At 66.9% G+C, this 23,307-nt stretch carries 24 protein-coding genes and 1 pseudogene; 13 read left to right on the top strand and 12 right to left on the bottom strand.

From position 1 onward, the window contains the following. Positions 1-606: 606 nt before the first annotated feature. Positions 607-1,911: a PQQ-dependent sugar dehydrogenase gene (locus HBB12_RS33540; RefSeq protein ID WP_236993577.1), complete on the top strand. Its 1,305-nt coding sequence runs from the start codon at positions 607-609 to the stop codon at positions 1,909-1,911. Positions 1,912-2,441: 530 nt separating this feature from the next. Here HBB12_RS33540 and HBB12_RS33535 read toward each other — a convergent pair. Next, positions 2,442-3,403 (bottom strand): IS630 family transposase gene (locus HBB12_RS33535; RefSeq protein WP_442919406.1). Its coding sequence is split into 2 segments (ribosomal slippage): positions 2,442-3,064 and positions 3,064-3,403, totalling 963 coding nucleotides; the frame shifts between segments, so codons are not numbered across the junction. A 205-nt stretch (positions 3,404-3,608) separates the two neighbouring features. Here HBB12_RS33535 and HBB12_RS33530 point away from each other — a divergent pair. Together HBB12_RS33530 and HBB12_RS33525 are read left to right on the top strand one after the other, a co-directional pair. Continuing rightward, positions 3,609-4,073, top strand: coding sequence for a transposase (locus HBB12_RS33530; RefSeq protein WP_336886980.1), 465 nt, complete (start codon positions 3,609-3,611; stop codon positions 4,071-4,073). Between the two features lie 1,058 nt (positions 4,074-5,131). Continuing rightward, positions 5,132-5,680: a hypothetical protein gene (locus tag HBB12_RS33525; RefSeq protein ID WP_236993574.1), complete on the top strand. Its 549-nt coding sequence runs from the start codon at positions 5,132-5,134 to the stop codon at positions 5,678-5,680. A gap of 100 nt (positions 5,681-5,780) precedes the next feature. Here the strand turns inward: HBB12_RS33525 and HBB12_RS33520 are convergent, their stop codons facing one another. Then, entirely contained in the window at positions 5,781-6,047 is a 267-nt protein-coding gene (locus tag HBB12_RS33520) for a helix-turn-helix domain-containing protein (RefSeq protein ID WP_236993573.1), read from the bottom strand. Positions 6,048-6,155: 108 nt separating this feature from the next. On the opposite strand from HBB12_RS33520, the gene HBB12_RS33515 reads away from it, so the two are divergent. Further along, positions 6,156-7,076: a LysR family transcriptional regulator gene (locus HBB12_RS33515; RefSeq protein ID WP_236993572.1), complete on the top strand. Its 921-nt coding sequence runs from the start codon at positions 6,156-6,158 to the stop codon at positions 7,074-7,076. Between the two features lie 136 nt (positions 7,077-7,212). Here HBB12_RS33515 and HBB12_RS33510 read toward each other — a convergent pair whose 3' ends face one another. Further along, a complete protein-coding gene (locus HBB12_RS33510) occupies positions 7,213-7,860 on the bottom strand; it encodes an SOS response-associated peptidase (protein ID WP_236993571.1) in 648 nt (215 codons plus the stop codon). A 97-nt stretch (positions 7,861-7,957) separates the two neighbouring features. Here HBB12_RS33510 and HBB12_RS33505 point away from each other — a divergent pair, with 97 nt between their 5' ends. Next, entirely contained in the window at positions 7,958-8,464 is a 507-nt protein-coding gene (locus HBB12_RS33505; RefSeq protein WP_236993570.1) for a hypothetical protein, read from the top strand. Here the strand turns inward: HBB12_RS33505 and HBB12_RS33500 are convergent. The 3 genes from HBB12_RS33500 to HBB12_RS33490 all read right to left on the bottom strand — a co-directional run bounded on the left by HBB12_RS33500 (position 8,424) and on the right by HBB12_RS33490 (position 10,787). Continuing rightward, positions 8,424-8,771, bottom strand: coding sequence for a hypothetical protein (locus HBB12_RS33500; RefSeq protein WP_236993569.1), 348 nt, complete (start codon positions 8,769-8,771; stop codon positions 8,424-8,426). The two genes, HBB12_RS33505 and HBB12_RS33500, sit on opposite strands and share 41 nt — an antisense overlap. 370 nt (positions 8,772-9,141) lie before the next feature. Then, positions 9,142-9,918 (bottom strand): GNAT family N-acetyltransferase, encoded by a 777-nt coding sequence (locus tag HBB12_RS34425; protein ID WP_336886977.1) that lies wholly within the window; start codon positions 9,916-9,918, stop codon positions 9,142-9,144. 27 nt (positions 9,919-9,945) lie between these two features. Next, a protein-coding gene (locus HBB12_RS33490; RefSeq protein WP_442919405.1) for an IS5 family transposase occupies positions 9,946-10,787 on the bottom strand; the annotation gives its coding sequence in 2 pieces (ribosomal slippage) (positions 9,946-10,397 and positions 10,397-10,787; 843 coding nt in all). Positions 10,788-11,062: 275 nt separating this feature from the next. Between HBB12_RS33490 and HBB12_RS33485 the strand changes: the two genes are divergently transcribed. Next, positions 11,063-12,115, top strand: a complete 1,053-nt coding sequence (locus HBB12_RS33485) for a LysR family transcriptional regulator (protein ID WP_236993568.1) — start codon at positions 11,063-11,065, stop codon at positions 12,113-12,115. A 14-nt stretch (positions 12,116-12,129) separates the two neighbouring features. On the opposite strand, the gene HBB12_RS33480 is transcribed toward HBB12_RS33485, so the two are convergent. Together HBB12_RS33480 and HBB12_RS33475 are read right to left on the bottom strand one after the other, a co-directional pair. Then, positions 12,130-13,422, bottom strand: coding sequence for a Y-family DNA polymerase (locus HBB12_RS33480; protein ID WP_236993567.1), 1,293 nt, complete (start codon positions 13,420-13,422; stop codon positions 12,130-12,132). Next, the gene (locus HBB12_RS33475; protein ID WP_236993566.1) at positions 13,419-13,883 is read right to left on the bottom strand and encodes a LexA family protein; all 465 of its coding nucleotides are present in this window, start codon (positions 13,881-13,883) and stop codon (positions 13,419-13,421) included. Before HBB12_RS33475 ends, HBB12_RS33480 begins: the two co-directional genes overlap by 4 nt. 109 nt (positions 13,884-13,992) lie before the next feature. On the opposite strand from HBB12_RS33475, the gene HBB12_RS33470 reads away from it, so the two are divergent. The 5 genes and pseudogenes from HBB12_RS33470 to HBB12_RS33455 all read left to right on the top strand — a co-directional run bounded on the left by HBB12_RS33470 (position 13,993) and on the right by HBB12_RS33455 (position 16,856). Further along, positions 13,993-14,247: a hypothetical protein gene (locus HBB12_RS33470; protein ID WP_236993565.1), complete on the top strand. Its 255-nt coding sequence runs from the start codon at positions 13,993-13,995 to the stop codon at positions 14,245-14,247. Positions 14,248-14,383: 136 nt separating this feature from the next. Then, positions 14,384-14,611, top strand: coding sequence for a DUF4160 domain-containing protein (locus HBB12_RS33465; protein WP_236993564.1), 228 nt, complete (start codon positions 14,384-14,386; stop codon positions 14,609-14,611). A gap of 4 nt (positions 14,612-14,615) precedes the next feature. Then, complete coding sequence (locus tag HBB12_RS33460; protein ID WP_236993563.1) at positions 14,616-15,041, top strand: DUF2442 domain-containing protein; 426 nt, start codon at positions 14,616-14,618, stop codon at positions 15,039-15,041. A gap of 936 nt (positions 15,042-15,977) precedes the next feature. Further along, positions 15,978-16,163 (top strand): annotated as a pseudogene (locus HBB12_RS34610) (LysR family transcriptional regulator); the annotation flags it as partial. A gap of 30 nt (positions 16,164-16,193) precedes the next feature. Then, complete coding sequence (locus HBB12_RS33455) at positions 16,194-16,856, top strand: LysR substrate-binding domain-containing protein (RefSeq protein ID WP_236993562.1); 663 nt, start codon at positions 16,194-16,196, stop codon at positions 16,854-16,856. 200 nt (positions 16,857-17,056) lie between these two features. On the opposite strand, the gene HBB12_RS33450 is transcribed toward HBB12_RS33455, so the two are convergent. Beyond that, positions 17,057-18,046 carry a Gfo/Idh/MocA family protein gene (locus tag HBB12_RS33450; RefSeq protein WP_236993561.1) on the bottom strand — a complete coding sequence of 330 codons (990 nt, stop codon included), beginning with the start codon at positions 18,044-18,046 and terminating at the stop codon, positions 17,057-17,059. A 210-nt stretch (positions 18,047-18,256) separates the two neighbouring features. Here HBB12_RS33450 and HBB12_RS33445 point away from each other — a divergent pair, with 210 nt between their 5' ends. Next, the gene (locus HBB12_RS33445; RefSeq protein WP_236993560.1) at positions 18,257-19,462 is read left to right on the top strand and encodes a Rossmann-fold NAD(P)-binding domain-containing protein; all 1,206 of its coding nucleotides are present in this window, start codon (positions 18,257-18,259) and stop codon (positions 19,460-19,462) included. Further along, complete coding sequence (locus tag HBB12_RS33440) at positions 19,459-20,559, top strand: 2-aminoethylphosphonate--pyruvate transaminase (protein WP_236993559.1); 1,101 nt, start codon at positions 19,459-19,461, stop codon at positions 20,557-20,559. Before HBB12_RS33445 ends, HBB12_RS33440 begins: the two co-directional genes overlap by 4 nt. Positions 20,560-20,574: 15 nt before the next feature. Here the strand turns inward: HBB12_RS33440 and HBB12_RS33435 are convergent, their stop codons facing one another. Genes HBB12_RS33435 through HBB12_RS33425 form a run of 3 tightly spaced genes read right to left on the bottom strand, consistent with a single transcriptional unit; the run spans position 20,575 to position 23,298 of the window. Continuing rightward, positions 20,575-21,531: an ATP-binding cassette domain-containing protein gene (locus tag HBB12_RS33435; protein WP_236993558.1), complete on the bottom strand. Its 957-nt coding sequence runs from the start codon at positions 21,529-21,531 to the stop codon at positions 20,575-20,577. After that, positions 21,524-22,477: an ABC transporter ATP-binding protein gene (locus HBB12_RS33430; protein ID WP_236993557.1), complete on the bottom strand. Its 954-nt coding sequence runs from the start codon at positions 22,475-22,477 to the stop codon at positions 21,524-21,526. The genes HBB12_RS33435 and HBB12_RS33430 overlap by 8 nt, the downstream gene beginning before the upstream one ends. Next, positions 22,474-23,298 (bottom strand): ABC transporter permease, encoded by an 825-nt coding sequence (locus HBB12_RS33425; protein ID WP_236993556.1) that lies wholly within the window; start codon positions 23,296-23,298, stop codon positions 22,474-22,476. The genes HBB12_RS33430 and HBB12_RS33425 overlap by 4 nt, the downstream gene beginning before the upstream one ends. Positions 23,299-23,307 lie beyond the last annotated feature (9 nt).

Genomic DNA, 23,307 nt, shown 5'->3' with positions numbered 1-23,307 from the left:
CGTTGTCCGAGTCGCTGCAATGGCTTCGTCCTGATCGCGGGCTTCCCTTCGCGTCTTCTTTGGTCGTTTATGTACTCGAACCTGCTGATGTGGTGACCGCTGCATAAAGGTCCGTTTCGTCCTACCAAGCGGACGTATCAGCCAGCAGGACGGAAAGTCTGCAAGGGGTCATATCCGGCTGGGCTCACGAGGCTCGCTCCTCGCAGAGCTGCCCCAAATAGCTGCAGCTGTCGTGCTGGGCTCAGGATGCCCGAGGACCGGCGGGACAGCGAGGGAGCATGCCGACAGCAGGACGCCCCTCGAACGCGCTGTATGACGCTCCTAGCGCGTCAGCACTGGGCGACCTCCCCCACGCGGGGTGAGGGCGCTACCTGTCATGCGTGCGCCGTCAACCCTGCCGCGTTCGTCCGCCTGTGGTCGGCTTGAACATACGCGGTATCGATCAGGCCCTTGCAATGGCGATGCAGACCATGACCCTGGAACCACGGTCGTGCCGCTGGCGTAGTTCCGCTTCCTCGGCGGCGCACGTCTAGCACCGGTTTTCGGCGGCCGTACCCAGCCCGGGTGCCTTCAGCCGATCAGGCGACAATCGTTGGGAGAGGGTCGTTGAGCTTGTCGAATGCATTTGCACAAGGCGTTTCGTTGATCGGTGGAGCCGCGTCCAGGCTGCGGCGATTTCGCGATGGCAGCTACGAACCTGCCTGGGGCAGCGCGCCCACCATTCCGACCGCGAAGCCGCAGGGCCGGATCATGACGCTGAAGATGCCCTCAGCACGCGGGTGGTCACCGGGGCAGCTTCCGGTCGCTGCTCCCGGCCTGAAGGTCAATGCCTTCGCCACCGGGCTGGACCATCCACGCTGGCTTCATGTGCTCCCGAACGGGGATGTGGTGGTCGCCGAATCGTCCGGCGAGCCGCGCAAGGTCATGCGACATCTATTCGACCACGCCATGACCGCGACCATGAAGCGGGCCCGCGCCGCGGGGGTGAGTGCAAACCGCATCACGCTGCTGCGCGACACGGATGGTGACGGTGTGGCGGAGACGTGCGAGCCGTTCCTCACGGGCCTCAGCCAGCCGTTCGGCATGGCCCTCGTGGAGGACAAGTTCTACGTCGGCAACACCGACGGCATTGTCGTATTTCCCTACGCCGAGGGCACTACCACGATCGCCGGGCCGGGCCGCAAGCTGGTCGACTTCAAGCCGGGCGGCCATTGGACACGCAGCTTGCTGGTCAGCGCGGACGGGACGAAGCTGTATGCCGGCGTCGGCTCGCTGAGCAACATCGGCGACGATGGCATGGCGGTCGAAGAGGGCCGCGCGGCCGTCTACGAACTCGACCTCGCCAACGGCACAAGCCGCATCTTCGCCTCGGGACTGCGCAATCCCGTCGGCCTCGCCTGGGAACCGAACACGGACGTGTTATGGACGGTGGTCAACGAGCGCGACGGGTTGGGCGATGAGACGCCGCCGGATTATCTCACGTCCGTGCAGGATGGCGGGTTCTATGGCTGGCCGTACTCGTATTGGGGGCAGACGGTCGATGACCGCGTGCCGCAGGACGCCGCCGCTGTCGCCCGCGCGATCACACCGGACTATGCGCTGGGCGGCCATACCGCATCACTGGGACTTTGCTGGGTACCGGCAGGAACGCTGCCCGGCTTCCCGGATGGTATGGCGATCGGGCAGCATGGCTCTTGGAACCGGAGCACATTGAGCGGCTACAAGTTGGTCTTCGTGCCGTTCGAGAACGGACGCCCTTGCGGCCCGGCTCGCGACATCCTGTCCGGCTTTCTGGCCCCGGACGAGAGTGTTTCCTATGGCAGGCCGGTTGGCGTCACGCTCGGTCCCGATAAGTCGCTGCTGATGGCTGACGACGTCGGCAACGTGGTCTGGCGTGTGACCGGGGCCTGACTCTGGCCTCGAGGCTGTATGGCCTTGCCCCTGGCCCGGTCGCTTGGCGCTGGGCTGGCGGCGGCTTCGACATCCTGAATGGCGTCTACGTTGCTTCTCCAAATTTTCCTCATTATCGCATAAGGAAGGCGTATGGAACCGGATCAACCTGGACACAGCGCTAGACGCTGCAACCAACCCCTTACGGAGAGTCGGTGGGTGGCGAAGCGACCGGGCTCGTAGGAGCGGAACCCGGCAAGCCTATGGGGCGACATCTACGTGGGGGTCTCCATCAGCACGCCTCATTACTGGTGCCACAGGAGGGCTGTATCCCGAGTTCAGCGGCAGTCTGCATCTTCAACCCACAAATGCTTTCGGGTAGGGCTACCGCCTCGTGTTTGAACTTGCGGGGTGAACTAGTGCACTGACGCGGACGAACGCACCACGCCCGCTCTCGCCAACCATCTGCAACCGCATCAGAAATCGCAACGAGCTATGTACGTTTTGAAGGCGTCAGTGCACTAGTCGATGCCGGCTAGAGCAGCGCCCGATCAGGCTGAAACGTAGCAGTCCGTCTGGTAGCCTGCTGCATTGAGGTAGTTGCGACACTCCTGCGGGGTGAAAGCTGCGAAAGCTTGGCGGATCGCAGCATGCAGGTCTTCGACCGTGCGCGCGGCTGCGGTGCGCAGCAAGGTTTTGAGTTTGGCGAAGGCCTGCTCGATCGGGTTGAACTCCGGGCTGTAGGGCGGCAGGTACACCACCCGCGCGCCAGCCGCCGCGATGGCCTCGCGCGCGCCCGCCACCTTGTGGGCCTGGAGGTTGTCGAGGATCACCGTGTCGCCTGGCCGGAGCACCGGGACCAGGGTGTCGGTGACGTAATCCACGAAGCGCTGGCCGTTGGTAGCGCCCTCGAAGATCGCCGTTGCCGTCAGGCCGCTCGTGCGCAAGGCCGCCGTGACGGTGGTAGTCTTGTAGTGCCCGCACGGCATCGGCAGGCGACAGCGCTGGCCGCGCGGGGCCCATCCGTAGCGACGTGCCATCCGGGTCGACGCGGCTGTCTCGTCGATGAACACCAGACGGTCCGGATCGAGGTCGAGTTGACCCTCGAACCACGCCTGGCGCGCCTCCGCTACGTCCGGCCGGTCCTGCTCGGCAGCGTGCAGAGCCCCCTTTTGCGGGTGATGCGATGGCGGGCCAGGAAGCGCGACAGGCTGCTGGTGCTGGTGGTGACGCCCTGCTCGGCCAAGGCGTCGCGCAGTTCCGCCAGCACGATGTTGCCGCGCTCCTCGCAAAGCCTCAGGATCCGCGGGGCGTGAGCCTCGATGACCTGCGAGCGCTGGTCTCCGCCCATCGGCTTGGGTCGGACGTGGCCGTTCTGGAGATGGCGGGCGTGCCAGCGACTGACGCTGGCGGCGCTCACGCCGAACCGCTCGCCAGCTTGGCGGCAGGACGCGCCTGCCAGGACGGCAGACACGACGCGCTCACGGAGATCGACGGACAAGGGTGAGGTCATCGCTGGCTCCTTCAGCCAACCAACGCCCTACCCAACTTGGCCGTTGCAGGCCGATCGCACAGCGCTCTAGGTCGATGCCGACCTGCTGCTCGCCAGTACACGCGATCATGCCGTGACGCTGCTCGGGCCGAGCCCATAGGATACGCAGTGGCAGTGGCAGTGGCAGTGGCGTCAGTCGGGAGCCTTCAGGCTTCAGGACTTCCAGATCGACTGGGATCGGAAGATCGCCACCTGTCCGGCCGGTCACACAACGACGAGTTGGAGCCCCAATCACAACGTGGGTCGTACAGTGATCCGCATCCGCTTCTCCAGTGCGGACTGCAAGCCCTGCGCGCTCAAGGAGAACTGTACGCGCTGCCCGCGCCGGTTGCTCACGCCGCGTCGGCGCGAGGAGCATGCCGCGCTGGAGGCCGCGCGGGCGCGAGAAGCCGATGATGCCTTTGCCGAGCAGTACCGCTGGCGGGCGGGCATCGAAGGGACACTGTCGCTGGGCGTACGCACCATGCATCTGCGGCGGGCTCGATACCTCGGGCTGACCAAGGTCCACCTCCATCACGTCCTAACTGCCGCCGCCCTCAACATCAGACGGATCGTCGACTGGCTGGCAGGCGAAACCATCGCGTCGACCCGCCGATCACCCTTCGCTCGCCTCACCAGTCAAGCTGCCTGAGCCGCGGCATTCGCCAGCAGTATCCGATCCGGGCCAATCCCACCTCGATGCCTCACGCACACGCCTCGCCTGAGCCAACATCGGACAGGCCTCCGCCAACGGCTGCGGAGCGCTGCTCAAGCCTCGATCCGCTCGTCGGACCTTACGTCAAATTTTTTTCGGGCGCCAGCCGGACGGTGGATCTGCGCAGCAGGAACGCCTATAATTGAAGTGGGGTGGTACGCGCCACCCTGGGGCGTGGAAACCCCTAGCACACCGGTTTGGTGCCCGCCGGCTTGGGCACCGGATTCCTTGACCATGCGGTCGGGGAGCGTGCGACGCATGTCCAGGCGCCTCGGTGCTAAAGGTCGTAGGGACCGGGTGTGCTCGGTTTTCCAACTCCCCGACTATGGGTGGTCGAGGCTCGTTTGCGGGGGCGTACCGCGGACACGGGCCTGTCGGGGAAGCGATCCATGCATCGCTCGGTCATTCGCACCACGATCCTGGAACAAGAGGCAGCTTCTGCACGACGCGTTCGCCGCGCGTCTACGACCAGAACCTCGCAGATGCAGCGCGCCGTCCGACCACCGAGTCGGAGGATGGTCTCTCGCATGCGGCCTTCCGCCGAGCACGACCTAAACTGGTGGCGCGGCATCTCCCGCCGACGCCCGGACGATCCCGGTCCGCGTGCCGCGGCCCAAATCAACCCCTCGATCTCTGAATCCCGAATGCCCCGTAACCCTGAGCTGGCCGTTGATCCCGCCAGCTTGGCACGCGCCGGGGCCGCTCCAGGGGCGAGCAGTCCCCCAGGATGCAGGCAAGCATGCACTGGTCCTGTATCCGACGCCTCGGCCCAGGACCAAGCCGGAGGTCGGGCCGGCACCGGACCCCGGTCCTTAGAACTTCGGTCCGACATAGTCGGCACGTCGCGCGGGTCGGGTGTTCCGTTCTCGACCCGATCATGGCTGGCGCCGGCCCTGCGCACGCAGCCGACTTCTTCCCCAGGACTGGAACACCGGACCGCTTCACTTGAGACGCGCCGGGAGGCGCCCCCGGCTCGAACCGTACAGAGAGGATCCATGGCAGACCGCGTTTGCGACCTACTGAGGCAGCTCTGGGATTTGAACAAGAAGGACGGCATCCGGCAGTCACGGAGCGAGCCGTCCGACCCGCCGGATGACATCGTGACCCTCGATGCTGCCAGAACGATGCGTCTCAGCCCGATGCTCAGGGAGCGCTACGCGTTCGCCGGCAGGTGGCGAAAGGCAGCACTCGACCAGACCTGGTTGGATCTCGACGCCATCGACGCCGCCGTCATCGAGACGTGCATGAGCCGGGAGGCCCATGCGCAGACTGCATCACGGACGCTCCCGTGGGCGATCACCGAGGCACAGGTCACCCTGTTCGGCATCAACGACGATACGCGCGAGGCGACCTATCTGATCTGGCTGCCCGATCGCGAGGAGCCCGCCATCTGCGCCTTCTACGGCGGACGGAGCGACTTGTTCAGCGATCTCGGGCGCTTCCTAGAGTTCCTGGTTGGCGATCGCGTTCACGACGACACCGTCGAGTTGGCGGCCCGCGCGGTCCCCGAAGCCGCCAGGATGGTCTCCAGGCAGACCGCATGAAGGGCGGCATACGCCTCGAATGGATTGAGGGTCAGCTCCGACGCCGAACAGTTCCGATCCTGCATCAAGAGGAAGTGGGAACCGATGGCGTCCTCTTCATTCAGACAATGTTGGGACGCCGACCTGCCTTCATCTTCGCAGGAGGCAGCTCTCCGTCCTCGGGTCGGCGCAGCACCTCGCAGCTTTCGACCGTGAGCGCGGCTGCCAGTTGGTCAAGAACATCGACCGTCGGGTTTTCCGTCGCCCGTTCGATGCGGCCGACGTAACTGCGGTCGAGGCCTGCATCGACCGCCAGGGCCTCCTGGGTCAACCCGAGGGCCACCCGCAACCGCCGCACATTCCGCCCCACGAGAGCCCGCCCGTTCATAGGGGCTAGCGAGCCCTTGTAGGACGATCAATCCACGGATCATGGTCCTCTTCCGACGCGCTCGCAGTGGATCACCCGTATCACTCAGACATCCCGGCTCGTTAGTCCATGAACATCCGCCAGCTGGAAGCCTTCCGGGCCATGATGCAGGCCGGCACGACCAAGGGTGCCGCCGAGCTGATCGGCCTGTCTCAGCCCGCCGTCTCTCGCCTGATCGAGGCCTTCGAGCACACCGTCGACATCCCGCTTTTTGCACGTGCCCGAAACCGTCTCACGCCCACACCCGAGGCCATCCTGCTGTTCGAGGCTGTCGAACGCACCTTCACGTCCGTCGATCGGATCCGCGAACTCGCGGCCGACATCCGCGCAGCCGACACCGGCAAGCTCTCCCTCGCCGCCCTGCCGGCCCTCGCCTTCGGCCTCATGCCGGCCGTGCTTGAGACCTACCGCGCCCAGCATCCCCGCTCGAGCATCACCCTCGCCGTCCAGACCTCCACCCGCGTCGAGGAACTTGCTGCCGCACAGGCGATCGATCTCGGCTTCGCCGAACTGCCGCTGGTGCGCGGGGGGGTCGATGTCGAGACCTTCTGCCGGGCACCGCTCGTGCTCGCCGTGCCGAGCGATCATCGGCTGGTGGGCCGCGCTCAGGTCACGCCGCAGGACCTCGCCGACGAACCGCTCATCGTGCTGCCTCAGACGAGCCTGTCCCGTCAGCGCCTCGACCAAGCCTTCGCGCGTGCCGGTCTGACCTGCAGCCCGGTACTGGAAGTGCAATACGCAGGTTTGGTCGCGACCCTCATTGGCCGTGGCCTCGGCATCGGCCTTCTTGATCCGTTCACGGCCGCGGCAACTGACGGGCAAGAACTGGTGCGGATCCCGTTCCGGCCAGCAATCCCGTTCGAAGTCGCGGTTCTGCACCCGACGCAGCGTCCCCTGTCACGGGCGGCTCGGTCGTTTCTGGCGATCGTACGTCGCGAGCGCAACGGCGTCCTCCATGCGCAGCAGGAGACGGAACCGGCTGAGTGTTGAGAGTTCGGAGCAGAGTTCTCCCCGGCCTGATCGCCTCAATCTGTCGCATCGAGCGACAACACGCCGCGAGGAAGGCAAAGCCCGCGCACGATGCTCGGGCTCCGGCCGATGATGCCATCATCGCGCGTCGGTTCAGTCATGAGATCCTGTCGTGACGCGGCCCTCGCCCCACTTCGGCCATCATCTCGTCCGCGAGCGGACGCTGCAGTTGCAGCGCCTCCTCGACCGGCGCCTTGAGCCAGGTACGCCACTCCTCCGCGGTCGTGAGCAGCACCGGCATCGCCTTGGGATGCACCAGTCCGACTACGCCGTTCGCCTCCGTGGTCAGGAACGAGAACAGCCGGTGCTCCTCCGGCACTGGCTCGTCCCGCTTCAAGCCGCGCATGCCAGTCCAGGGTCGCCAGATGCCTGCGAAGGCGAAGAGGGGCCGGCTCCCGTCGGGGGCGAACCAGACAGGCGTCTTGCGCGGCTTCGTGTCGGCGTACTCGCTGAACGACGTGACTGGCACCAGGCAGCGGTGCGCCGGTTTCAGCCAGGGGCGCCAGTAAGGCGAGGCGACGTTGCGCACATTGGTGACCGGCTGGGTGCCAACCTTCGGCGGCGGCGGGAAGCCCCAGCGCATCATCGTCAGCACCCGCTCGCCTCCGGCGGCGTGGATGACAGGCGCCATCTGGTTGGGGAAGATCCCGGGCAGCGGCGGCAGGTTGCCGACTTCGTCGCGATCGACCGCGAAGGTGCGCCGGATCTCGTCTTGGGAGCGGGCTAAGCTGTAGAGGTTGCACATGGTCGGATCGTAGCCGATCCAGCCCGACTCGTCCCTTGATGCCACGCAAGCGGCCTGTGACAACAGCCAAGGTGAACGGACACCGTAGGCGGCTGGCATGAGCGAGAGAGACGAAGCCGAAGAGCGTTTTCAAGCCTGGGCCGCCCAGCAGACCACCGGCCCGCATCCGCGGAAGTACAACCAGACGCGCCGGTGGGAGGATCGGTTCCTCGCAGTCGCAGCAGTCGTGTTCTCGGCCCTTTTCTGGGGCGCCGTATTGTTCGGCATGGTCCGTTGCGTCGGACAGGCGGTGGCGCAGCCGGCCGCTCAACCGTCGGTCCAGAATCCGTTCGATCGCAGCGCACCGCCGCCTCGGCGCCGGGAGACGCCAGAGCGGCCGCGGGCGGCACCGAGCGGCCCCTTCGACGCCGAGATCGCCAAGCGCCTCATCGCCGAATCGATCGCCCGCTATCGCGGCTCCTGCGCCTGTCCCTACCAGCACGACCGGGCCGGCAGATCCTGCGGCCGGCGTAGCGCCTACAACCGGCCGCGCGGGGCTAAGCCGCTGTGTTTTGAGGCGGATGTCACGTCGGACATACTGGCGGCAGCCCGGTCTCTCCGGTGAGCTCGTTGGGCAGCACCGAAACGCTCGGCTGATCGACCGCACCCGTTTCGTCCCGGTGTCGGAGAATGCTGCGGCCGAGACCATTCCTCCGGCGCGTGTTTGCCTCGCGCATGAGCGTGCGCGAATGCTCAGTGAGGGCATAGCCGACATCGTTCATCGCATCGGCTGTCTCCTCGGACAGATTGGTGGCTTGGCAGGCGAGGTCCATAAGGGGCTCCATCTGCTCGACGATGAGCCCGAGAGCCCGCACGAGCGACGGCAGGATCGCCGCCACCTCGTCGATCGTCGGGGGAGGCTTGGGGGGCATGAGGAGATCCTCACTCCCGACCGCCGGCGAGCGGTTTCGTTGGTGAGTCGTCATCGCCGCCTATTCCTTTCGCCGCCAGTGGGGTTCGTTGCCGGGCGCGCACTTGATCGGTCTAGGACGCCGGGCATGTGCCACCGCCCTTCCGGACGGATGATGACGAGAGGATCTGCGCCGACGGCGATGGCCTCTGGATCCCGCGGGAGCTCGGCCAGCATCTCCGTGTACTCGTGATCGGAGAAGGTAAACTCGCGGGCGCCCTCGAACCGCCGGGCCCCTGCCCTGCTCCAGAACGGCATGAGCCGCCGCTGGGCGTGTCCATAGACCCGCACGTATCCCTTCTTGCGGCACAGCTCATGGGCCGCACGGACGATCACGAACGCATGCGTGAATTGCGGTATTCCGGCCTCACGGCCAGTCGCTCGACCTTCGCGAAATCCGCGAAGCACCGGATGCGCAACGAGGCCGCCGGCTCGTCACCCACGTAGCCGAGGAGATGCGTCGACGAGAGGTCGTTGCCGTCGAACTCCTCCTCCAACGGACAGGCCTGTTCGGCCAGGAAGGCAACGCTGCGGATCGCCATCACCTTGGTGAGGTCGTCCAGCGATCGAACCACAGTGACCGTGTTCACTTCGGTCGTGCTCGGATAGGTGTCGTAGGCCGGGCGAACAGTGTGCTGCGGGCTCCGCCTGTAGATGTGGAATCCGCGTTGCCCGGCTTCGTCGGCATCGAGCGGCTTGAATCCGACGGTATCGATCAGGCGGCGACCGGCCGCCGTCGGCCCCCAGGCGAGCAGATCCACATCGCTGTAGAGCGGCGTCGACATCTGTTGGAAGGCGAGCGCGACGCCGCCGGCGAGACGCCCGGATGCGTAGATCGCCCACACATAGAGCGCCGCAGGCTTTTCATGCTGGGCTGCGATGTAGTTCGGCGAAGGATTGGCACCGTCGAACTGACCGCCGAGCAGGGCCGTTCTGCCTTCGGACGTCAGCGGCAGCCACGCGATGAACCCTTCTGCACGGGGGTTGGCGCAGTCGTACTTATCGCGTCTTGCGAAAGCGCTGAACGTCGAAGGATTGGCCGACATCACCCGTCTGACGACGTCGAGACTGGCTTGCGACCCCAGTTCTCTGCGGCAGACGTCGAACAAACGCTCGACCTCAGTGTCTGTCCGGGATCATGCTGATTGTTGGCAGAGTTTTCTGAGCATGATGCGGATGGAAGCAAGGCGCAGGAAAGCCAGCGCCTTGCGGGTGCGGCACTCCCAATCCTTCGCCAGCCGCCGGCAGCGATTGAGCCAACCAATCGTCCGCTCCACGATCCAGCGCTTGGGCAGGACCTCGAACCCGACCGCCTGATCCGACCGCTTGACGATTTCCACCGTCACAGACCGGCAGACCCGTTCCAACGCCTCCCGGAACACCGGCCCCTGGTAGCCGCCATCTGCATACAGCTTCAGCAGGAACGGGTAGAGACTAAACAGCGTCGCCATGACCCATACGCCGCCATCACGATCCTGCACGTCGGCCGGATGCACCAGAGCATGCATCAGCAGACCTTGCGTATCGACGAGGAGATGGCGCTTCTTGCCTTTGATCTTCTTGCCCGCATCATAGCCGGACGGGTCGATCGTGCGCCCCCTTTTTCCGCGCTCTTGACGCTCTGGCTGTCAATGATCGCTGCCGTTGGGCTGGCCTCACGTCCTGCCTGTTCGCGGCAGAGAACGTAGAGGGTGTGATGGATGCGCAGGAGAGTTCCGTCGTAATCCCATAGATCGAAGTAGCCATGCACCGTCGAGCGAGGCGGTAGATCTTTTGGGATAGCGCGCCATTGGCACCCCGTTCCAAGGACATACATCAAGCCGTTGACCACCTCGCGCAGATCAACCGTTCGTTTGTTTCCCCCGCGTCGAGCCGGCGGGAGAAGGGGAGCAACAAGCGCCCATTCCTCATCCGTCAAATCAGTGGAATAGCGAAGCTTGCTGCGGTCGTACCGCTGGCGGTTCTCAGGCGTCCACATCGCTCAAGCATACGCCTGTCGGCGCGAACCGCAACGCGCTCCGAAAAAACAAATTCTTCCCGGACAGACTCTCATCGATGCTGGGGGTGTAGATGACCACGTGACGCGAAATTCGCGTCACATCCATGTCGGCGAGCGCGCGGCGTGGGCGTGGATGCCGCGTCGCCTGTTGAGGGGCAAGAGAACCCGTTCTTGCTAAGTGAGATGACACCAGGAAGCTCCAAGTAGATTTGAGTGGAAACTTCCCGTTTGATTGCAGAAACAGAGGATCGTGTATGCGCAAGCCACAAGAACGGGGTGTTCTGAAAACAGAACACCCGCCAGCCGATCGGCAGTACACGATGCCCGACTGGCATTCGCTCTGGATGCTGCTGGAGATCCATCGTTGCGGCTCGTTCCGGGCGGCCGCCCCACGGGTCGGGCTGTCGTTCAATGCGCTGCGCAGCCGCATCAGCGAGTTGGAGGCCACCTTGGGGGTGTCCCTCCTGACGAGAGGCGTGACCGGCATCAAGCCGACCCCGGAAGGCGCCAAGATCCTGGCTGAAGCGCAGAAAATGGAGGCTTCGGCCTATCGGATACTCCGCGCGGGAGATTATTATTCGAGCGTCATCGACGGGGAAGTCAAGATTGCCGTCACAGAGGGCCTTGGATCTGCTTGGCTCGTGCCCCGCATCATTGAATTTCAGCGTCGGCACTCACGATTGCGCATCGATCTTAGCTGCGGCATGACCTCGGCCGACGTGCTGAGAATGGAGGCGGATGTTGCAGTGCAGCTCACACGTCCGCAGGAAGCCGACCTGAAAGTAGTGCGCCTTGGTTATCTGCATACGATGCCATTTGCATCGAACTCATACGCAAACAAATTTGGGCTACCAACTCGAATTGAGGAAATTAGTGATCATACTCTTGTATTTCAAATTTCTGAGGAAACATCCACGCTCTCGACATATGGGAAGACTCTCCCGGCGCTCCCCCGTGCCCCTGCGATTGCAATCAAAACAAATGCGAGCAGCGCCCATACTCTGGCTGTCGCAAACGGGGCCGGCATCGGATGGCTACCGACTTACGTCTATCCGTTGGGAATGGACCTGATTCCGATCGATTGTGGCCTCAATTTTCGGCTCGATGTGTGGCTGACATATCATCCCGATGTGGACCGCGTTCCTCGGATCCGCACCGCCATTGATTGGCTGCGCGCCTGTTTCGATGTACGTATATTCCCGTTTTTTGGCGAAGAGTATATTCATCCCAGAGATCTGGCACCACTCAGCGATCACAATGATATTTTTAAAATATTCCAGGGATTTGTAAATGATCGAACGGATTAGATTCATGGTCGCAGCTAAACGGCTTGAACGGTCGGCACCTCGCTCAACCGCGTCGTGAACCGCGACGAGCGCATCTCGAACTTCGTCGACCAAGTGCGCTTCTCGATCAACCCCGCCCGCGCCGGCACCACGGCACCACGGCCGAACCGGCTGTTGCAGGCGTCCATCGCGGCCATCAGCGCGCCGGACTTTTCCCGGTTGAGGGCATCGAATAGCGGCCGGGGCGCCTCGTCGAGCGGCACGAGATCCTTCGTGACCAGCCCGGCCTTGCTGTAGCGCCAGGGCGTCGGCCCCTGCTCCTTCCAGGTCTTTGCCACGCCGTGGAGCGCGGCCTGGATCAGGTGCCGGCTGTCGTTCGTCGCCTCCGGCAGGTGGACCACCGTCGAGACCGAGCGCATCGGGTCGCCGCGGTCGTGCTCGCTGGTGTGGTAGAAGACGGTGACGGCCGAGACGGCGAGACCGTCCCGCCGCAACTTTTCGCCGAGCCGCGTCGCATGCGCCGCCACCGCCTGCTCGAGCACGGTCCGCTCGGTGATCCGTGACGAGAATGATCGGGTGACCGCGCAGCCCTTGCGCCGGGCTGGCACAATCTCGAGGGGCAGGCAGGCGCGGCCGCGCAGCTCGTGGATGATGCGTTCGCCCACCACCGTCAGCGAGGCCCGCGCCGGCCGGGGATCGAGGTCCCGCAGGTCCGCCACCGTGTCGATGCCCATGGCGATGAGTCGCGCCAACGAGGCGCGACCGATGCCCCAGACCTCGCCCACCGAGATCCCGACCATCCAGGCAGCGCGCTCCGCCTCATCGGACAGATCGCACACGCCCCCGAGCTCGGGGATGGACTTGGCGATGTGGTTCGCCAATTTCGCGAGGGTCTTGGTCGGCCCGATTCCGACGCAGGTCGGCAGGCCGGTCCACCGACGGACGGTGGAGCGGAGGTCCCGGGCGAGCGCCACTCGGTCACACTCGCGCACGTCAGAAAGGTCGAGGAAGCTCTCATCGATCGAGTAGACCTCCACGTCGCGCGCGAACTGGCGGTAGACCGTGTTGGCCCGGGCCGACATGTCGCCGTAGAGGGCATAATTCGAGGAGAACACCCGAACCCGCTGCTGCCGACACAGGTCGCGGATCTTGAAGTACGGCTCGCCCATGCGGATGCCGAGCGCCTTGGCCTCGGCGGTGCGGGCGATGGCGCAGCCGTCGTTGTTCGAGAGCACGATCACCGGCACGCCGGTCAGGCGCGGATCAAATACGCGCTCGCACGAGCAATAGAAGCTGTTGCCGTCGATGAGCGCAATGGCGCGGGTCATCGCACAAGGCTCGCACGGGCCTTCACGTGGTGCCAGCGCACCGAGAATAGCAGCACGCCCCAGAGTAGCCCCTCCTCCAGATCCTCCAGGGCGAATTCCTGATCCATCTCCGGGTTGTCGAACGTAAGGCTCAGCCGGTTGCCGGTCATGATCAGGCGCTTGAGACTCATCTCGCCGTTGACAACTGCGACGACGACCGCGCCGGGGGACGGCGAGAGCGAGCGGTCGACCACGGCCAAGTCTTCGTCATGGATGCCGGCGCCCTTCATGCACCAGCCGCGGACGCGCCATATGAAGGTGGCGGGCGGATTCGGCACGAGCCAGCGCGGCAGCTCCAGTGCACCCTCGATGAAGTCCTCTGCCGGGCTCGGGAAGCCGGCGCAGAGCGTCGAGAGCATGAACGGGATCCGCACGAGCCCGCCGCCATCCGCCGCTTGGCCACCGACCCGATAGAGACTCACGCGCGCCCTCCGTTCTAGAACACAAAGAGAACAAACAGGCCGGAGGTTCCCGGTCAAGGCCCCGCTTCGGGCCTGTGCGCGGCCGGGATGACAGGGTCAGGAGATCGTTATGGGGATGCGGACCACCTTCATGGTGCAGACGTTCGAGATCAACCGGAAGCGGCTGAGGCCAGGTAGCCGGGACGTAGCGCCTACGGAGAGCGAGGCGCTCAATCGGGCGGAGGCAATCGCTCGACGGGTGCCGGGCACGGCGGCCTTGCGCGTCGTGGCGGACGACGAGACGGGCGAGTTGCAGAGCGTAGCGATCCTCGGCCAGTTTGGCGAGGTGCCGGAGGATTGCGCGAAGCAGGCGAGCGGCGGATGACCTTGCGTCTCAGTCTGCACGGGCGGCGCGGGCGCCTGTCCTCACCTTGAGCGAGCCCGATAAAAATCGGCAACCATTTCCGTTTTTGTGTTGCCTAGAAGGCAACATTTGCCTAGGTTCCTTACAGCGACAGGCGATGCTGACCATTCAGCGTTTCACAAATTGCAAGGTCGCCATTTACGCCGACGATCACCTGCCGCCGCACTTCCACATCGAGAGGCGCGGCTGGCGTGCCCTGGTCGAGATCGAGACGCTGACGGTCCGCTCGGGCGACGCTCGCAGGGGCGCCGAGGCGATGGCGTGGGCCGAGGCCAACCGCGATGTCCTCTGGGCCGCGTGGCGTCGCCTCAACAAGCTAGGGTGAGACGATGGAAGCGCAGAGCACCAATGCCGTCCGGGCCGGCCGCGGCCGGACCCTGGTCGTCACCTGGAAGAACGGTGCCGAGAGCCCTGTCGACGTGAGCGAGCACCTCGGCCGGTTCGAGGTGTTCAGGCCACTCCGGGACGACACCGACGCCTTCCGGGCGGCAACGGTCGGCGAGTGGGGCTGGAACGCCCACTGGTCCGACGACATGGAGATCAGCGCCGACACGCTGTGGCGACTGGCGCTCGAGCAGGGCGCCGCCTGGCTGCTGTCGTGGCGGAAGTCCCGGACGCCGAAGCTGTCCCAGGCCGCGGCGGCGCTCGGCGTCAGCCCGCGCATGTGGCGCTATTACGAGGCCGGGACGCACCTGCTGCCGAAGACGGTGCGACTGGCGGCACTCGGCCTGGATCGCGAGGCAGAGGCAGCCTGACACTCCATTACGGGACTGAGAACACAAAAACTCCGCGTCTGGGAAGCGAGCAGGGTCGGACTTCACCAGTTAGTCCGCTTCCCAGCCTCCCTGCCCTTAGGAACCGGCGCGACCTGCCAACTTGCGCGAGATCGCGCAAGCCGGCTTGCTTGCTCCAAGACCGGACTGAAAGGCGGTCTACCCCACCTGCAGACATGGATCGTCCACCTTGGCCGCCCATGATGTGCGGCAGCGAACCGTTTGACGGGCGCACAGATCGCTGCGCGATGCGATGTGCGGCGGCCACCACGAAATGCGCCCGCGAGCTCGTCGCCTTCCTGGGCGAGGATGCGGCGCACGACCATCCGCGCGGTCGGCAAGAGCGCGCGAGCCCCACCGTTGCACAATGATGGACCGGATGTCCCCTTCCGCCATGATTGTCGCAGCGCCTCATCTCGAAGCCAGGGCGTGGTGATGGAGGTCGAGCCGCAGCGCGCCACCTCAATGCCGTCAGGCAGTCACGAGACAACCTTTGCCGGCAGAACGCCGGTCGGCGCCTTGCGCGTTTGGCACTGCGGAGGTCAGGAGAACGAAATGGGGTGCTGCGGGCGCGCTCCACCAAATCGGGGACAAGCGCAAGGCTCCCGTTACGATCCGACCTCGTCGACGTCCCTCATTCTCGGAGTTCGGCTCACGAGACCGGCGTATCGCACCATCGATACCTCATTCATTCATCATGACATTGCCGTATGCACACAGCCCTGCTTGACGACGCTCCACGCATATCCATAGCGATTTCAGCGCGCTCGCACGCTTAAACGAACACTTCCGTTCCGTAAAAGCCCGTTGTTATGAAAATCACATTTCTATATCGTGACGTTTACATTGGTTTATTTTATAATACAATTCTTTTCTATGAAATTATTTTCTTAGCACGCGTGACGGCAGGCAGGCTCGATGAGACGGCGGCTCCCTCCCTGGCGTGGGCTCGAGGCCTTCGAGGCGGCAGCAACCGCCAGGACCGTGACCGGCGCGGCGGCGCGCCTGCACCTGACCGAGAGCGCCGTGAGTCGACAGATACGGGCTGTCGAGGCCCATCTGGGTTCTCCGCTCCTTCTTCGCCTGCCCAGTGGCTTGGTTCTCACCGCGGCGGGAGCCGAGCTCCTCCCAGTCGTGGTGCAAGCCCTCGATAGCCTCGAGAGCGCAACCGAGCGGCTGCGGGTGCATCCCCGCGCCCCCCGTCTCATCGTCGGCTGCGAGCCGGCGCTCGCCGAGCGCTGGCTGATCCCGCTTCTCGCCGCAGCCCCACCGCCCGGGCTCGTCGTGGTCGAACTGACCTTGCTCGACCCGGGCGGCGGTCGCGCCGTGCCCCACCTGACGATCGCGTGGCAGGACATCGGCGGGGAGATGCACACGCCAACCTCGCCGCTCCCGGACGCCTTCGGGCCGGTTCACCACCCCCTCGCGCTACCGCGCCGGCCATGTGTCGGGGCCACCCGGATCCACACCCGGTCGTGGCCCGATGCCTGGGAGCGCTGGGAACGTGCCGCAGGGCAGGTCGCCGATGGTCGGGCGGGCGAGGTGTTCATGGCCGATCTCGCTCTCGCGCTTCGCGGCGCCGAGGTCGGTCTCGGTCGCGCGATCGTCCCCGAGGCCCTGGTGCGAGAGGAACTCGCGGACGGCCGATTGATCGCCCCGTTCGGCTTCCGGCCGCTTGGGCGCCGGCTCGCCATCGTGCCGAGCGGGAACGCGATCATGCCTGCCGCGCTGCTACCGGTGCGCCGCGATTTCATCGCCTGGCTGCACCGCGAGGCACAGGTCTCTTCCGGACGATGAGCGAGACCGACCTCTCATACGATTTCCGATTGATCACTTCGCGATGCGGAAATCGTCTTCGCTCACGCGCCGCGCGGGCTGGTGATACGAAATCCGGAAGTGATCTTCCGGATTTCGTATCACCAGGAGCCTTCACGGGATGCTCGCGGAAGGCGGGTCGCGTGCCAGCAAGCGTACCGGACCGCATGAGGGTTGCGCGCTCAAGCCCCCACCGACATCCGCACACGGCCGGAGCGGATCGACGCCACCGCGGCCTCGAGCACGGCGACCCCGTGCGCCACGTCGCCGAGCGGGACCGGGTAGGCCTCGTCCCCCCGCACCGCCCGCGCGAACGCTTCGAGTTCGGCCCGTTCCGTGTCGAAGACGGGGAAGACGAAATGCCGCGAGGCGCCGCTGCGCTCGACGATCTGAAGGCTCGTCTCGTCCGGCATCGCGGCGTAGCCCCGGACACCGAACACGCGCAGTTGCCAGGTCCAGGCCGTAGCCATGAGCGTCGCGACATGGCCAGACGGGCCTGACCGGAAGCGCAGCATCGCACTCGTGGTGTCGTCCATCGGAATCGTGAGGACCCGGCGCATGCTCTGGGCGGTCACCTCCTCCACCGGCCCGAGGCAGTCGATCAAGGCGTCGAGGCTGTGGATGCCCATAGCGGTCAGTCCGCCGGCAGGTGCATCCGCATCACCCGCCCGCCAAGCATCCGGCGTGTAGGCAAGGCCGAAGGCGCCGGCAAACATGGCCTCGGCGTGGAGGATGGACCCAAGTTCACCGGCGAGCAGGAGCTCGCGCAGAGCGCGGAAAGCCGGCAGGAAGCGCCGGTTGTGACCGAGCGCCAGCACGCGCCCGGCAGCCTTGCAGGCAGCGATGGCGGATTCAGCCTCCGCCAGGGTCAAGGCGAGGGGCTTCTCGACGAAGACGTGCTTTCCCGCCGCGGCCGCGGCGCGAACCTGGCCAGGATGGGCGCTGTGGGGCGTTGCAAGGACCACGGCATCGATGGCCGGATCGGAGAGGCACTCCTCGAAGGAGCCGAGCAGCAGGCGCTGGCGGTCCGCGAAGGGCTTTGCGCGCGCGGCCGAGCGTACGGCGGCGCGGGTGAAGTGGATCTCGGAACCGCGGGGCTGCCCGTCCTCCTGCACCGCGACGACGAGGCGCCGACCCCAGCCTCCAAGACCAACGATTGCTGCCCGGATCACATCCGACCTCCCCGTATAAGTCCGGCAGAGCATCACGAACCGCGCCGATCGCAGCCTCGCGCCGGAACGCGAACTGTTGCGCCAGAGCCCGGCCCGCACCATTGCCGTTGCGGAAAGTCGACTTTCCTTAACGGCACTGGTGCGGCGCGCTCCTCCGCCCGCAGGCTGCCCCGGCTTTAACCTTGGACAAGTCAGCGGCGGGAGGCAGTAATGCGGATCGGTGTTCTGCGCGAGCGCAAACCCGACGAGACGCGGGTCGCCCTGACCCCGCGCGAAGTCGGCGTCCTGGCCGGGCGAGGTCACGCGGTCGATGTCGAGCCCGGCGCGGGAGAGGCCGCCGGCTATCCCGACGCAGCCTTCGTCAGGGAAGGCGCCACCCTGTCGCCGAAGGCGCAGATCCTCGCGGCGTGCAGGCTCCTCCTGAAGGTCAAGGCTCCGCTGCCGGAAGAGTACGAGGACTACGCGCCCCACCATATCCTGATGACCTTCCTGCACTTCGATGAGAACATCGATCCGGCCTCGTTGGAGCGCTTGGTCGCCAGGGGCTTTCTCGGTATCGCCTGCGAGGCGGTGCGCGTATCCGGACGCGCACCGATCCTCGAACCAATGAGCCGCCTGACCGGTCACCTGTTCGCCCAGCGGGCGATCGAGCTCTGCACGCGCCACTCGGGCCGCCTGGCCCCGGGGCTCGATCCGGCGCTCGGCCAGGTCGGGGCGCTCCTGATCGGGACCGGTGAGATCGGCCTCTCGGTGCTTCAGGTCTGGCGCGCCCTGCGGCTCCGGCTGATGGTGATCGCCAACCGGGACCGCGACGCGGTCAATGCGGAGGCCAACCGCCGTTTCGGGACGCGGGACCGCGACTACCTGCCGGCCGACGAGGTGACCTTCCTGCAGATGGACGTGACCGACCCGGCACGCACGCAGGCGGCGCTCGCCGCCGCGCTGCCGTCGGTCGCGATCGTCCTCAACGCCGCCGTCCGCCGTCCCAGCCTGCCCCGCGACCGGCTGGCTCACCTGATCAGCCGGCCGATGCTGGCAGCCCTCGCACCGGGCTCGATCATGTGCGACGCCACCGCCTGCGACCGCGACCTGATCGAGACCTGCGTGTCATCGCCCGATCTCGCGGCGGTCGAGACAATCGACGGGATCATCCATTACAGCCCCGACCACATCCCGGCCCTGGTGCCGGGTACCGCAAGCGACCTCTACGCGGCAGCCCTCCTGCCCTTCGTGCTCGCTCTCGCCGAAGAGGGCGTAGCGAGCGCCCTTCGCCCCGGCACGCCGCTCCACGGGGCGATCGCCTGCGGGGCCGGCCGGCTTACTGACGCGCGCAGCGCCGCGCGCAAGAACCTCCCGGCCTTCCCCATCGACGCGGCGCTGGCGGCTTGGTCGGCGGATGCGGAGACCGTGGCATGATCCCCTCCCCTCCCCTTCTCGTGACCCCCGGCCCCGTCGCGACGAGCACGGCCGTTCGCGCCGCGATGGCCGTCGACCGCTCTGCGGCCGAGCCCGGTATGATCGCGGCCCTGCTACAGATGCAGGCGCAGGTCGGTGCTCTCGTCCGGATGGACGCCGCCTACGCGGTCATTCCGGTTCCGGGCAGCGCCACCCAGGCCAACGAGATGGTCCTGCGCGCCCTGCCACCGCCGGGCGCGGCAGTGCTGATCGTGACGAACGGCGCCTATGGCGACTGGCTGGCCCATCTGTGCGCGACGATGGGGCGTCCGCATCACGTCCTGCGTACCCCGCCGCTCGAACCGATCCGGCCCGAGCGGGTCGCCCGCGCCCTGAAGGACGATCCGGCGATCAGCCACGTCGCCTTCGTCCATGTCGAGACGAGCTCGGGCCGGATCAATCCGCTCGCGGAGATCGCGTCGCTCTGCCGGCGGCTCGGCCGCGGGCTCATCGTCGATGCCGTCGCCTCCGCGGGAATCGTTCCGCTCGATGTCGCGCATGACCGCCCGGAGGCGCTGGTCCTGTCCTCGAACAAGGGTCTGCAGGGCCCGCCCGGCCTGGCCTGGGTCGTGGCCGAGCGCGCAGCGCTCGAGCGGGGCCGCGGATTTGCCGCGTCCGCCAGCCTCGACCTCTTCGACCAGCACCAGCATGTCGAGCGCACCGGCACATTCCGCTTCACCCCACCGACCCACGTGCTGTGCGGCGTGCACGCCGCCCTTGAGGAACTCGCGGCCGAGGGGCTTGCGGCCCGGGCGGTGCGCTACCGCGGGAACTGGGAGGCTGCCGCCGCCGTCCTCGCGGCGGCGGGCTTTCCGCCGCTGCTGCAGCTGCCGGACACAGCGCCGATCGTGGTGACGGTGGCACTGCCCGAGGACGGCCCTGCCCCGGCCACCGTGACCGCCGCGATGGCGAGCCGCGGCTACGTGCTCGTCCCGGGCCGGCTCGCCGTGCCGCGGACGGTGCGGCTCGGCTGTATCGGAGACCTCACGCCCCCCGACACGGCGCGGGCCGCAGCCGCTCTCGCGGAAGTCCTGAAGTCCGGCCCGATCATCGCTTGAGGATGACGGGCTGCCTCACGCCAGGGCGGGGATTGCCTCCCGCCCCGGCTCCGGTGGGAGTTCCTCGGGACGAAAGCAGGCAAGACCGGTCTCGTCGAGCGGCGGGCGCTCCTGCGTGCAGCGCGGCAGACGGCGAGTGCAGGCCGGCGCGTAGAAGCAGGCCTCGCGCGCGCCGAGCCGGGGATCCGCCCCGGCTGAGCCGTCATAGGCGGTCCCGGCGACGAGCCGGGCGGTGTAGGGATGGCGGGGGCGCCCCAGCACGGCATCGGGCGTGCCAAGCTCCACGATCCGCCCGAGATACATCACGGCGATGCGGTGACACAGGAACTGCGCTGCAGCAAGGTCGTGGGTGATGAACAGGAGTCCGACCCCGGTCTCGGCGTTCGTGCGGCGGACGAGGTTGAGGATCTGCGCCCGCACCGAGACGTCGAGCTTTGAGACCGGCTCGTCGGCCACGATGTAGTCCGGGCGGGTGGCGAGCGCCCGCGCCAGCGCGACGCGCTGGAGCTGCCCCCCCGACAGCGCGTGGGGAAATCGCGCGGCGTGCTCGGACGACAGCCCGACCTGGGCGAACAGGGCCTGGACGATGTCCCCGCGCGCGGACGGCGGCCCGATGCGGTGGACGTCGAGGGCGAGACGGACCGCATCGCCGACCCGCCGGCGCGGGTTGAACGAGGCGAGCGGGTCTTGGAACACCATCTGGAGGCGCCGCTGCGCTGGCGTGCCGGGGGCGAGTGCGGATCCGCCGAGCTGGATCGACCCGTGCGTCGGCCGATGCCGACCGACGAGCGTCAGGCCCAGCGTCGTCTTGCCCGAACCGGATTCGCCGACAAGGCCGACGATCTCGCCAGGCGCCAGGGACAGGCTGACCGCGTCGAGGATCCGCATCCGCGGCGTGCGCCAGCGTGACGCCAGGGACATCTCGAGGCTCACGCGGTCGATGACGAGGGGAGCGGAGGGACAGTCAGACATCGGGGTGATGGCACCGCAGGAGGTGGTCGGGACGGAGGGCGGCGAGGCCGGGCGGATCCGATCGGCACAGGGCGTCGGAGCGCGGACAGCGGCTGAGGAACGGGCAGCCGCCGGTCTCGCGGCGGCCCGGCTCGCCCACCATCTCGATGAGGACGGGATCGCGCGCGGCGAGCGAGCGCACCGTCGCGATCAGGCCGCGCGTGTAGGGATGACGGGGCACGTCGAGGACGGCGCCGGCCGGACCGATCTCGACGATCGTGCCCGCGACCATGACGGCGACGCGGTCGCACAGGTGGCGCGCCGCGGCGAGATCGTGCGTGACGAACAGGACCGCGCAGCCCGTGCGGTTTTGCTGCTCACGGACGAGGTCGAGGATCTGCCGGGCGACGACCGCGTCGAGATTCGTCGTCGGCTCGTCCGCCACGATGAGGTCGGGCTCGAGCGCACCGACCATTGCGATCAGCACGCGCTGGAGCATGCCGCCGCTGAGCTGGTGGGGATAGGCAGCAAGCACCCGCTCGGCCGCCCGGACCCCGACCGCGGACAGCCAGCGGGCTGCGGCGTCGGGCCGCCGGTCCCCGCGCCGACGCAGCACTGCCCGCATGTGCCAGCCGATGCGCTTGGCCGGGTTGAAGGCACCGACCGGGTCCTGGACGATCATCCCGAGGCGCCGGCCGCGAAGCGGCGCCAGGACCGGCTCACCACCCCGCAGGTCGTGGCCGTCGAAGGTCAGCTGTCGGGCCGTCGCGCTCGCCCCGGAGGGCAGGAGCCCGAGGAGGGCGAGGCCCGTGAGAGTCTTGCCCGAACCCGATTCGCCGATGAGGCCGAGGGTCTCCCCGCGGGCGAGCGCGAGGTCGATCCCCGCCACCGCGGTCCAGGGCCCGGACGGCCCCGGAACGGTGACGGCGAGGTCGGCAACCGACAGGAGGGGTGTGGCAATGGTCATGAGCGGCCCCTCAGCTTGGGATCGGCGAGTTCGCGCAGGCCGTCTCCGAGCAGGTTCAATCCGAGCAGGGTGAGCGCGATGAACAGGCCCGTCAGCGTGAGCACCCAGGGTGCCTGGCCGAACACCTCGCGGCCCTCGGCCATGATGGTGCCGAGCGAGGGCTGGGGTGGCTGGACGCCCAGCCCGATGAAGCTCAGGCCCGCCTCGATCACGATGCCGAAGGCGAGTCCGAGGGTCGCCTGCACCAGGAGCGGGCCGGCGATGTTCGGCAGGATCTCGCGCAGGAGGATGCTCCGGCCCGACTGGCCGATCACACGGGCGGCAGCGACGTAGGTCAGGCCTCGGGCGCTCGCCGCGAGGTTGCGGCTGAGACGGACGAAGATCGGCGCGTAGACGAGGGCGATCGCGAGGATCAGCGTTCCGGTGCCGAAACCGAGCACGACGACGAGGAACAGGGCGAGGACGAAGCTCGGAAACGAGAACAGGAGGTCGGAGAGGCGCAGGAGCACCGCGGCGAGGAGGCCGCCACGCTCGGCCGCGACGAGCCCCGCGAGGGTTCCGGCGAGCGCCGCGAGGGCGACGCCGGTGGCGCTGACGGTGAGCGACAGCCGGGCGCCGGCGAGCACCCGGGTGAGCACGTCGCGCCCGAGTGCGTCGGTGCCGAACGGATGCTGCCAGTCGGGAGGTGCGAGGAGCGCGAGGACGTCCATGTGGGTGGGGTCGTAGGGCGACAGGGCAGGGCCGACCCCGACGAGCAGGAGCACGAGGCCGGTGACGAGGGCGCCGAGCGGCGCGAGGCGATGGGCGAGGAAGGCGCGCATGCGAGGCCT

The organism is Methylobacterium sp. SyP6R, assembly GCF_019216885.1.
Taxonomy (GTDB): Bacteria; Pseudomonadota; Alphaproteobacteria; order Rhizobiales; family Beijerinckiaceae; genus Methylobacterium.
Note: the sequence above shows the minus strand (reverse complement) of the source record. Positions and strands in the feature narration are given on the sequence as shown.